Origin of the sequence: Nocardia rhamnosiphila NBRC 108938 (assembly GCF_000720425.1) — a bacterium.
GTDB classification, from domain to species: Bacteria; Actinomycetota; Actinomycetes; order Mycobacteriales; family Mycobacteriaceae; genus Nocardia; species Nocardia rhamnosiphila.
The window spans coordinates 43,566-54,746 of the sequence record NZ_JOAJ01000011.1; the positions used below are offsets into that span (position 1 = coordinate 43,566).

Consider the following 11,181-nt stretch of genomic DNA (forward strand, 5'->3'; position numbering starts at 1 on the left):
TATCTCACCGTTCTTTCTGCACCGTCTCGAATCTTGAGTAACAGTTGTTTGCCAGCCAAACCAATTACGCGACAGGTGATTTCAGTGACCCCGACTCCACTGGCTCTCGCCAGAAAGCCCCGCACTTCAGGACCCAACGACGACAATCAACCCTACCGGTCGTTCGCCCACTTCGACGCGGACGGATCGGCACTGTCGATCATCACCAGGGAGTTCGAGGACTGGCTGGAGCGGCAGAAGAGATGGGTAGTCGATCTGGGCTCCACCGGGTCGTACGCCGAAGGCAACCGTACATTGACGACTGTCCGCCATTCGGTCGGGAACGCGGATCTCCTGCGATTCCGGCTCACCGAGAACAAGACGGGTACCGGTACTTGGACCACCGAATTCTCCGCCTACGCCCCGTCTCTCGGCGGCACCGGGTGGTTCCTTCTCGAGGTCGGTAACAGCCGCAAAAATTGGGTCCAGGCACCCCGGGTGGTCACGAGCCTTGTCGATCTACTGCCTGTGCGACCGGATGAATCGCTGCAGTTGACACCGCAGCCTGCGCGAATTGGTACGCACAGCGTGGAGGACCTCGCGGCGCGCATCACCGACCCCGACCGTCACGGGTTGATGGTGGTCGCGGGTACCGATGAGAGGCTGAATTTCGATCGGTTCTACGAGAAGGTGGCGTTGTGGACACAGCAGGTGGTCGGACAGGCCGAGGTCGCTGTCCTCGACCCGCTCGCTACCGCTGAACTCCGCAATGTTCTCGGCGATGAGCATGCCGTTTCCCCCTGGACCATCCGGACCTTTATGCCGGGCGCCGACCCAGCAGAACCAGGAAACCACCGCCAGCACCGGTACCTCGGAACCGGACCGCTCGCCGATCTATCGACGCATGCGCTACAACGAATAATCGGCCGGACCGCTCGCCGGCATGCGATGCAACGCAGACTGCCGCCGGACATTTTGAAGCATGTCCGGACGCTCAACCGAGTCGAGAACAATGAAGCACTGACAAGTCTGCTTCCGAAGCCAGAGGCGGAGAAGCGGGCTGGGCCAATCGAAGGCCTTGATTCACCGGAAGCTACGGCTCCGCAACGCCTGGAGGTTCCGGACACCTCAACGCCACTCGACGTTGCTTCCAGGACTACCGAAACCGAAACGACCGCTCTTTCTCCACGCCATCCAGAACAGACACCGGCCAACACCATCACTCCGGCGCAAGTAGCTGATCGCGCCACGCAACAAGCCCTGAGCCTCGTGATGGAAGTACTAGGCGTAACGAGTATTGACCGCGCACAGCTCGAGTTGATCAAGCAGAGGGCTGAGCAACACACAGATCCGGACGCCCTGCGCGGGGTCGCCGTGCAGTTGGTGAACCAGAAGCAGGAAGAGATCGACGAGCTCAGAGATGAGCTCGCCGTCCTGCATGAGGAAGTTCAAGCGTGGCAGCTCGAAGCAGGCGAGGCGCAGGAGGATCGGCAACGCCTCTCCGACGAGACCCGCTGGTTGCGAGGCAAGCTCCGGGAAGTCAAGGCCTTCGAGGTAGCCAATTCGCTCACACCCGAATCGGAAATCACCGAATACCCGAATGACTATCACGAACTCCTGAAATTCCTGAGCGACCTTAAAGACGAGGGAATTATTTTCACCGGCGACCCGGAGGAATGCCGTTCTTTGGCAGACCACGATCCACTCTGCACGTCTGCCCGCACCTGCTGGGAAGCGGTGCTGGCACTGCGGGGATATATGCGTGCCCGCAATGACGATGCCTGGTCCAAAGGTGTTCACGACTACCTCATGCAACCTCCTGATGGCTACCGAGCCATCTCGGCAAAGAAACATGGCCGCAGGGAAACTGGAGCCACTATGCAGCAATGGGGTGATCAACGGCGATTTTCTGTACCACGGAAAGTATCGCCCACAGGAAAAATTGAAATGGAAGCCCACTTCAAGATCGGCACAAACGGCACGATCAGCCCGCGTATGCATTACCTAGATCGATGGTCCCAGGACCGAAAAATCTACATCGGCTACATCGGACGCCACCTCAAGAACACTAAAACGAACTAAACCTATTTCCAGTTATCGCATTGAAGCCACTCAAACAAACCACTCACAAGGAGGCAGCGTGAGCAAATGGGGATCCGACCGAAGAATCCTTCCGTACGGAATGCGGGTCGAATTCGACCGTAGGGTATTCAAACCTAACAGTATCGATCGTGAACCCTACGTCGGAAATTTCAACGGAAACGGCGCCGACCTACTTCATGTAATAAGTTCATTCATCGAAGCCCTGCCGCAAGATAAGCTCATCGAAAGAGATGAACGGCACTTCGGACTTCCATCGACCGTTCGCCGTCAGGGCCGCACGATTTGCTGGCAGATGGAGGGCGGTGAATCCGGCAGAGCAAGCTCTATCAAGCTAACTAAGGATAGCGAGAAGCAATTCCGTGAGCGCTCGGGTGTCGAATGGGAGCCATATTGGGTTTACGCGGTGGTGCCTAGCAATTCCAACCAAGCATGGTTGTTGATTGAGAAGAACGGACGATACACGTTGCCTTCAGAATGGAGAAAGGAGCTTTCTCAGCAGTTCGCGTCAGCTTATCACGGCTATAGGCTCCGACTCTCAACTGTCCGAGAGGCATCCCTTTGGAGCCAGATTGAAAACGCCCTTGACGATGACCGACTCGTCGGGTTTGAGGTTGCATTCCGAAGTGCCAGCATTCCGTCGGCAACTACCCAGGCGGCAGGCTTCGAGCGGGGCATGACCAAACAGACTAGGGAAACCTGGGCTACGACGGGTGGCCCACGCTCCGGCCGAATACTTCGCCAGTTTCGTCGCCGGTATACCGGCATTCAAACACCCGAAGGCGTCCGGCAGATTGACGCGCCACTTGAAGTCGACGACCTTTCCGACCCGCGGTACGAAATCCGCTTACGCGATGAAATTGCGGAGATCAAGGCAACAGTGCTGACCGCGGACGGTGCCAGCCGCACGATCGTGTTCGAGGGGTTAGATCCTCAGCAGTCTTACGTCATGGATGACACATCACTTACTAGACCTAGCCAGGATCGGTTCATCCGTGATTGTCGTACCGCCGTGGGAGACTTGGCACGTTCGGGTGGGGTTGCTCTACCGCCGGGTTGGCACTCGGGAGACTGGAGCCACCCGGAGACGGCGATATCGATGGAGGTCGAGATCAGTGATACTCCGAGACAAAGTAGCGAACCTCGGCAGGAGGATCCGGCTTACGTATGATTCATCCATCTATGGAATGCGTCGTATTCCGGACGGAAAATTCACGTTTACCAGGTTTGCGGCAAGTGTGATAATCCCCTTGCTGATTACTGGATACACAGCCGCCAGACCACCAAATTTCCAGACCCACCAACTCTTGTCAGGCGCATCGATCATATCGGGTGCGCTTTTTGGACTCTGCACGCTCTGCCTCAACAGGATCAAGGACCTCTCTGGAATCGATGAGCAACCGTGGATTGGCGTAGACCCAATAAAACCATTGTATACTTTCGCGCGAAGCGTCTTTTCAGCCACCTATGTATCAGTCGCAGTGACTGGCTTACTCGTCGTTCAGCTAATAGTTACAACCGGTTCAGCACGGATAGCACTTCTATCACTGACCCTCGGCCTGCTCACACACCTCGGCGCCCGACTGTGGCTTCTCATTGGCGGGCTCCGCTACCAAGTCGAATTCCTCGCCGGCCAGAGAGTATCCGAAAGCCCCAGGATCCGAATCGAGAGGCACGATAGGACTTTTTAGGCAGTCGGCCCACTCAGTGCAGAATTGCCGTCGTGGAGGTACGCGGCCCTACCCATTTGACGGGCGCGAAGAGCGGCGTCGACCCGAGCCCAGAGCGCGTTGCCTATGCGCTGCTCGGCCAGGCTCGGAGAGCAGAATTCGAAAGCGGCGACTTCGTCGTCACCGATCTGGAGGCGCGCGATCTGGCTCTCTGTCAGCTGAGGTCCGCCGAAGATGAATTTCAACCAGTCGTCCCACCTACTGTGTGGCGACACCCAGTCCACGCACAGTAGTTCCAATTCGTCCGCCGACAATTCGAGTCCGAGTTCCTCGCGTACTTCGCGTAGAGCTCCGGTAGCCGGCGGTTCGTTGGCCTCGACATTGCCGCCGGGCAGGTCCCACCCTGGCTTGTAGTTCGGATCGACGAGCAGGACCCGTCCCTGCTGGTCGAACAGGAGTACGTCGGCACTGACCAGCTTCCGGGGAAGCTTGGCATTGCCTTCGGCGATGTGCGCCGCGTAGGCATCAGGGTCACGTTCGTACAGAGGTTTCTCCACAGCACCCATGACACCACTTTTTCGCTCGCTTCCGCTCAGTCATCCGATCGAAATATGGCCGGCGTCGCATCCCCCGCGGTAAGCCCGTCCGGTGGGTTGATCACCATGGCAGGAATCCAGGTCCGGGAGCGGATGGTTTCACCCAGATGGTCGAGAAAGGCTATGACCGCCGGACAAGTGCGGTAAGGCTGGAGGCGGTCACGTAGATCCTTGAGATGGCGGACTACGACATGAGAAGCCAAGTCGGTGGTTGCGGCGATGACCCCAGTCGCAATCGTGCAAGCATGTTCCGGATGCCCCTGGTCGGCAAGTATTACCGCCAGCGTCAGCTGAGAGAGAGCGCGAGCGCGTGCCCGCTCGGGTGACCGGAGGTCGGTAGCGCGCTGTGCGCATTCGGCGGCGCGAGCCCGTTCGCCCAGATTCCGAGCGCATCGGGCAGCTTCGGTTGCGAGACTGCCGTGATCGAATCGGCTGACCCACGGCGAGAGCGGATACGCGGTAGCAGCATCGAGCGAGTCCGCCGCACGTTGGAGCATGGCACGGGATCGGCGAGCTTCGCCGATGGCCGCGAACCCGCGGGCCTGCATCGCGAACAACCGGGCTTTGAGTTCGGGGTTGGCCGGCGCTTTCGATAGGGCAGATTCCGCCTCGTATGCGTGTTGGATCGCGCGCTTGGGTTGACCACGGTGTAGACCGAGATGGCTGAGACTGGTGTGGATGTGCACCGGCAACTGCCGATCGGGACCGAGCTTGGCGAATTCACGGGCTCGCGTGAATTGACGATGAGCCAATTCGTCGTGACCTGCGTCGTGCGCCATCCACCCGGACATCTCGATCAGTCCAGCGGCAACGACGAACAACGCGGGATCGGCATCGCCGAAGAATAAGCGTGGCCCGAGGTCGGTTGTGAGGTAGCGGGTCAGTTCGCGGTAGAGGTGGCCCCCGCCCATCGTGCGATCCGCTGAACGCAAGGACTCGACGACCGCCATATCACGATCTGCTGGCGGAAGGCCCGCATCCAAGCGCAACAACCGAAACGGTCCAGCAGTCGGAGAATTTGCCGCAGCAAGCGATGGCACGAACATCAAGTGGGTGTGGCCGGGCATCTGGAACCACAGCAGTTGATGCGGAACGCCGAGAAGCTTAGCCCAGAAGACAAGGCTGTCCATCTGCCGGATCGGCGGACCATTCTCGATACGACTGACGCGCACCTGGCTGATCCCAGCCCAGCGCGCAACATCGGCTTGACGTACGACGGGCCCATGGTCGGGGTGGCGGCGGTAAGCCGCGATGATCTTGCCCATATGTCTGTCGGTCAGTGCCCGTTTGAGCGGTGGATGGTCCCAGAACCCCAGTGAGAGCGTCGGCGGTTCCGAGAGACGGCTGCGGGCTGCAGTTGTACAGGGGCCGCACAATTCAGTGGAATTGTCGGCGGCCAGCGGCCGACGACACGAACGGCAGCACTGTCGGCGACGGCCTGCGGTCGTTCCCATTTTTCCCCCTGAATCCCGATGAATGTATGTATGAGCGCTGCCGGTCCGCTGAGTCTAGACAAGCCTGGCGATCTGAACTGGGGATATAACCCGATCCGCAATCCCCATAACCATTCGGGCATATGGCGGCTGCGGCGCGGCGGAGAAGGTGAGAGCCATCCGAGCGCAAAGGAGTACGAATGGACCTCCACCGACCGAGGCTGACCGTTGCTTTGCTGCACAGCGAGCAAGACCCGGCCGCAAACGAATCGTTCGCCCAGCAGAACCGTCAGGAACGACCGCAGCTACCCACCAGACGCGCGCACAACCAGTCGATGGCGGCCACCTTACGACTTTGGCACACCCGCAACCGCGACCTTCTCGAGCGCGTCGCCACCGGCCTCCGCCATCTCGACCACCCGGCAGCCTGCAAAAATACCGACCCCATCCGCGGGCGAGCACACGCCATCCACCTGATGGCCGACCACGCCAAACACGACTGCCCCCGGTTCCGGCTCGCGGCACAGTACATCGAGGCCCAACAGTGACCGCCGGACCGAGGGCGTGCGACCCGATCCCAGTACATCCATGTCGAATCGTGGAGGGGCAAGCACTGTGACGGAACCGGACCCTCCGACACGGGCGGTTGCCCTCCTGCACAGCACCCACGACCCCGCCACCTATGAAGCACTGACGCGGCGACACCGGCTGAACATCGTCTACACCGTCCACACAGATGCCGCCGCCGTCCTGGCCGCACTGATCGCCATCCAGTACGCCCTGGAGCACGCCGCGGACGCGGTCGTGATCCCCCACCTCGGCGCCCTCGAGCCCCGCGCCCCGTGGTGGGTGGTCACCCAAGCCGCCGACCTGATCACCGCGACACAGCAATATGCCCTCGGGTCGGCGCCCACCGCACAAACGAGGGCCGAACAGTGATCACGCTCGGATTCGTCATCGCGATCGGCCTGCCACTCGCCGTGCTGATCCTGGCGGTGGCGCTGCCCGAACGCCGCGACAAGCCATGAGCCACCCAAGGTCTGCACGTTCAGCATCCGCATTACTTCTGCTGCGATGCGCATTAGGGTCGGACTCATGCGGAGCAGTTCCCGTGGTTGCACTGTGCAGGTCCATCTCCCGCACGGGGATCCCCACGGCATCAGGATTCTCAGTCGCGCCGGATGGGATGGGTACGTTCTCGCCAGACCGCGAGCCGACGTGGCGGCCGGGGGGCTTCGAGGAGTTAAACAAGTGTGCAACCGTCATCCTGCTCGGTGCGGCTGCAGACAACCGGACTCGCGTTGGTATCGGCCATGCCGATCCCGCGTCCGACCATCTTCCGATGTTCCGCGCCGATCAGCGGTGGACTCAACTGTTCCTGCTCAGTAGGGAACGCGATTTTCCGAAGGTATTGGCTCGCCGGGTCGCCCTGTCGATGGCCGGGGCCGCCCGGCGAACCGGACTGGCAGCGGCACGGCGGCCGGCCGACCACCTCTGCCGCCTCGACTTCGTTCGCCGGAGCAGATAATCGCTGGACTACGGCGCGACAATGGAATTCATGACCGACGAGATCTCCGGTGACGCGGAAGCGCTCGATGACGCTGCTTCGAACACCGCCGAACCGGGGACGCCGGTGGACATCGATCCTGACGATCAGCCCGCACCGCCGCAGCCCTACGTGTTCGATCCTTCCCACGTCGAACCCTCAGCGCGTGTGCTCGATGAAGTCTTCGCCACGCTGCGCAGCGGGTGGGAGGCGTGGGGTGCGGTAGAGAAGACCGTGAAAGAACTCGACGTCACACTTCCTGATTCGTGCCAGCGTGTTCTCGGGCAGATCGCCGCCCGGCCGCTGCGGATGGAACCGAAAAACACACCCGGGGCCGAACTGCACACTGCCGCCGGGTTCGGCTTCGGCGCCGCCAGCGCGGCCAGCGCCGACGAACTTGCGTTTTGGACCGCGTTGATCGACAAGGTGTCCGTGCCCGCCGCCATAGCGCGGCTCGGTGAACTGCTGTTCGCCCGGCGAGCACCCCGTCCGGGTGACTACGCCCGTCGCGCGGCGCAGGCCTACTTCGACGCAGTGGCCGCAGGCGATTTCGACTATCACGCCACTGTCCACCTGCTGCGGGGATGGTCTCTGGCGCGCCAGCTCAAGGACCAGGCCCTCGAGAACACCGCGCTGGAAATGATGACTCGTCGCATCGATACCCTCATGCAGGGCGAGTATCGGCAAAAGCCTGGCGCGGTCTATCCCCTGCTGCAGGTGCTGTGCCGCACCCCGCGCGACACCTCCCGCGCGCGCAAGCAAAGTGTCCACGCCAGCGCAGTGCTGAGCACACTGGCAGTCAGCGAAACACACGACCATCTCATTGAGGAAACGGCTCGACTGCGGCGCCGCCTCCTAGACTCCAACGCCAGCACCGAGGAACGCGCCGCGGTCGATCTCGACGAGATTCGCGGATACTGCCGCCGCGCCGATGACGCCCCGCACCCCGCGGTCCGACTGCACTTCCTCGAACGTGCTGCCAAGGCGGCGACCAAGCGCGGCCAGTTAGCCGAGGCCGACCGCATCACCGCCCTGATGCAGGACATCGACCCCGCTGATCTCGGTATGCAAGTCGTCTCCACGTCGATTCCCATCCCGGCCTGGATACCGGAGTCCGCGCTCGACCCTTACACCCAGGCATCGACCTGGCACACCGGCGTGGCACTGTTTTGCACCGATCCCTGCGCGCCGACCGGGAGCGTGGCCCAGAACCGAGCCATAACCGCAGGGCTCGACAAGACTCTGTCGCGTCTGCTACCCACCGTGCTGCTGGACAAAGGACTCCCGCGGACAACCCTGAGCAGCGACGAGCTGCAGGACCTGCACGACCTGGCAAGGACCGCCCAGATCTGTGCCAACCAGCAGGGAGCGTTGATGGCCGAAGCACTGTGCCGTATCGCGCAACGCTACGGCATCCCCGAGCACGAAGAACTCACCACAGTACTGCTCGATCTCGGCGCACTCGATCCGCGCCTCGCCCGCAGCCTGGCCAAGGGCCTCGGCTACTTCTGGGCCGGTGACTACGAAGCCGCCGTGGCGGTAGTGATCCCCAAGATCGAGACCGCTGCTCGCACGTTACTGCGTGAACTCGACGAACCCACCTTCAAGGTGCAGATCTCAGAAGTGAAACCCGGCGGCCACATCCAGCTGCACCCGCTGCTACAAGCCCTCGAGAAGGTCGCGCTCGACGAGGACTGGGCCTACTTCCTGCGCTGGCTGTTACTCGGCCCGGTGGGACGCAATTTGCGCAACGACTACGCCCACGGCCACCTCGATGTGGTCACTCCCACCGACGCGGCGCTGGTGCTTCGTGCCGCGGCCCTGCTGATCACCGCGACCACTGTCGCTGATGACCTCACTCCCCGGATTCAGGTCGTACCCGCCGCGCCGCTTCCCACCCGAGCCGGCCGATTCGCCGAATCGGTTCTGACGCACGCCAAACAGGCCGCCGTCGGCGTCTACACCGCTGCCGAACTACTTCGGCTCCGGCTACGAGCTCGCTACCGGCAGTAATGCTTGCGGCGTTACGCCTACCCTCGCTTCGGTCCTGCCGCATGCTTTTTAGCCAGCTCCAGCGTGTCGATCAGCTCCGACCGCCACTGCTCGATCTGAGCCTGGGATCGCGTGATATAGGCCCTGTCGGCCGTACTGCGGTTGCCGAGCATTCGGACTCGTTTCGCCGTCGTCGGATACATTCGGCGGAATCCGTCCCAACCCTCTTTGGCGTCTTCACCGAACGCGACGACCACCCGCAACTCCGGCAGAAGGTCGAACAAGTCCCGTAGAAGCGGGAATCCCACTGCCATGTGATTACGCCGCTCGGTAGCGGGCTTGTCGGACAGACCACGCATATACCACGGATAGATCTTCCAAGCCACGCAGTTGTCTGCTGGAAGTCCTGCTGCCACGATCCCTTCACCGAGACGTTCAGCAGCGCCGTCGGGGTTGCGGAGCGACAGGAATCCGGATCCACCCTGCGCCGGGTCGGTTCCCTTACCTGGAGACAGATTCAGCAGTAGTACCCGTGCCTCGCGCCCTCCGAACTCGGGCGACACATACGGAACGAAACCGTTTTGCTTTGAACGCAATGAATCGACGAACCGATTCAGGTCGGCTACGTGATCATCCCACTGGTGCTCGCGCAGGGAATGCCACGGCCGGAGCTGACCCAGCACGCTCCCGATAAATCGCCGACCTGCAGCTGCCTGTGACACCGCAGCCGCACGGATACGCCCTGCGGCGGCACCGAGATCCCCGTGCTTCCGCGCCCATCCGTTCACTCGCCGACCTCGAAAGCCTCGGCGAGACGCTGCAGCGTGAATGGGTGTCTCAACTTGGTGACCACGTTCTGGTTGGCATACATTCCCTTCACCCATACCGCCTGTGTGCGTTTACGAGCGTCGATCCATCGGATACGAACGAGGTACTCACTGAGCGCGGGGTCATCCGCATCCTCGTCCATTTCAGCGGCTCGCAGTGGCGCCTGGAGTATCGGTATCGTCCGGCCGTCGACCTGGACCTCGAATTCCGTGACGGGCACCGCGGTCGCCTCGACCTCGCCGACACCGACATATCCGGTCGACGGAATCGCGGCCCACACCCGGGCGCCCGGAGACAGGTTCATCATCGCTTTGCGGTACTTGTCGCCGTGTCCCGCCGACACGAATCCGTATGCACGCATGTCGTCCCAGTTGCGGTGCCTGCTCTCGCCGACGGCGACATAGTAGTCGAGCCCGTTCCACGGAGGCTGCTTCTTTGCTCCGGTTCCACTGGAAGCGGACTCGATATCTGGGTTGCTGAGCCACGACCGTGCCAGGTATTCCCGGTTGTCGTCGCGCAGGTACTGGAAGAACAGCACATTGATCGGCACACCGTAGCCACGGACATACTCCACGATCTGAGCCGTGCTTGTATCCATGCCGGTCGCCACGATGACCAGGTAGTGGGCAGAGTTCAACGTCTCCGGCACATCGGTTTCGAAGTGATCCGTGAACGCGGAGTCGAAGTCCTGCCCCTGATGGTGCTTTCCATAGAGGTCACGGATAGCGTCGTACGACAGACCTTGCACCCAGAACCCGTACTCGAGCGCCTGCGCGACCACGTCTCGCGGCGTCTTGTCCTTCTTCAACTCGATGACATGTAGATCGCCCAGCGCGTCCATCGCGAGCAGATCGACCCGCTTGCCGTAGTCGGTGACAACCTGGCGGCCGATGATCAGGAGGGTGCCGGAGCCCAGGATCTCCGAGCGGTTCTCCAGAATTTCCTCCAGCCGGTCTTCCGACGCGATTGCACTCGATGCAACCGGGCGAACATCTCCACCGTCCAGCCGCCACAGCCCGAACTTCACGTGCATGAGC

9 protein-coding genes are annotated in these 11,181 nt (G+C 61.5%); 5 read left to right on the top strand and 4 right to left on the bottom strand.

Annotation, left to right across the window (positions count from 1 at the left end; genetic code table 11):
- The first annotated feature begins 75 nt into the window (after nt 1-75).
- Both IG75_RS39400 and IG75_RS39405 read left to right on the top strand, forming a co-directional pair.
- A complete protein-coding gene (locus IG75_RS39400; protein ID WP_156059280.1) occupies nt 76-2,061 on the top strand; it encodes a hypothetical protein in 1,986 nt (661 codons plus the stop codon).
- 58 nt (nt 2,062-2,119) lie between these two features.
- The gene (locus IG75_RS39405) at nt 2,120-3,250 is read left to right on the top strand and encodes a hypothetical protein (protein ID WP_156059282.1); all 1,131 of its coding nucleotides are present in this window, start codon (nt 2,120-2,122) and stop codon (nt 3,248-3,250) included.
- A gap of 516 nt (nt 3,251-3,766) precedes the next feature.
- Here IG75_RS39405 and IG75_RS0131265 read toward each other — a convergent pair.
- Together IG75_RS0131265 and IG75_RS39410 are read right to left on the bottom strand one after the other, a co-directional pair.
- Nucleotides 3,767-4,315 (bottom strand): NUDIX domain-containing protein, encoded by a 549-nt coding sequence (locus tag IG75_RS0131265; protein ID WP_030524944.1) that lies wholly within the window; start codon nt 4,313-4,315, stop codon nt 3,767-3,769.
- 26 nt (nt 4,316-4,341) lie between these two features.
- Nucleotides 4,342-5,610, bottom strand: a complete 1,269-nt coding sequence (locus IG75_RS39410) for a helix-turn-helix domain-containing protein (RefSeq protein WP_156059284.1) — start codon at nt 5,608-5,610, stop codon at nt 4,342-4,344.
- A 368-nt stretch (nt 5,611-5,978) separates the two neighbouring features.
- Between IG75_RS39410 and IG75_RS0131280 the strand changes: the two genes are divergently transcribed.
- The 3 genes from IG75_RS0131280 to IG75_RS0131300 all read left to right on the top strand — a co-directional run bounded on the left by IG75_RS0131280 (nt 5,979) and on the right by IG75_RS0131300 (nt 9,337).
- Nucleotides 5,979-6,326, top strand: a complete 348-nt coding sequence (locus tag IG75_RS0131280) for a hypothetical protein (protein ID WP_156059286.1) — start codon at nt 5,979-5,981, stop codon at nt 6,324-6,326.
- Nucleotides 6,327-6,393: 67 nt separating this feature from the next.
- Entirely contained in the window at nt 6,394-6,717 is a 324-nt protein-coding gene (locus IG75_RS0131285) for a hypothetical protein (protein ID WP_030524947.1), read from the top strand.
- Between the two features lie 619 nt (nt 6,718-7,336).
- Entirely contained in the window at nt 7,337-9,337 is a 2,001-nt protein-coding gene (locus tag IG75_RS0131300; RefSeq protein ID WP_156059288.1) for a hypothetical protein, read from the top strand.
- Nucleotides 9,338-9,354: 17 nt separating this feature from the next.
- Here IG75_RS0131300 and IG75_RS39415 read toward each other — a convergent pair whose 3' ends face one another.
- Both IG75_RS39415 and IG75_RS0131310 read right to left on the bottom strand, forming a co-directional pair.
- On the bottom strand, nt 9,355-9,999 hold the full coding sequence (locus IG75_RS39415; protein ID WP_156059290.1) for a uracil-DNA glycosylase family protein: 645 nt from the start codon (nt 9,997-9,999) through the stop codon (nt 9,355-9,357).
- A 101-nt stretch (nt 10,000-10,100) separates the two neighbouring features.
- Nucleotides 10,101-11,177, bottom strand: a complete 1,077-nt coding sequence (locus tag IG75_RS0131310) for a PDDEXK family nuclease (RefSeq protein ID WP_030524951.1) — start codon at nt 11,175-11,177, stop codon at nt 10,101-10,103.
- Between the last annotated feature and the right edge of the window lie 4 nt (nt 11,178-11,181).

Coding starts and splice junctions, on each gene's coding strand:
- IG75_RS0131265 (WP_030524944.1), bottom strand. CDS start 4,315: ATGGGTGCTGTGGAGAAACCTCTGTACGAACGTGACCCTGATGCCTAC.
- IG75_RS39410 (WP_156059284.1), bottom strand. CDS start 5,610: ATGGGCAAGATCATCGCGGCTTACCGCCGCCACCCCGACCATGGGCCC.
- IG75_RS0131280 (WP_156059286.1), top strand. CDS start 5,979: ATGGACCTCCACCGACCGAGGCTGACCGTTGCTTTGCTGCACAGCGAG.
- IG75_RS0131300 (WP_156059288.1), top strand. CDS start 7,337: ATGACCGACGAGATCTCCGGTGACGCGGAAGCGCTCGATGACGCTGCT.
- IG75_RS0131310 (WP_030524951.1), bottom strand. CDS start 11,177: ATGCACGTGAAGTTCGGGCTGTGGCGGCTGGACGGTGGAGATGTTCGC.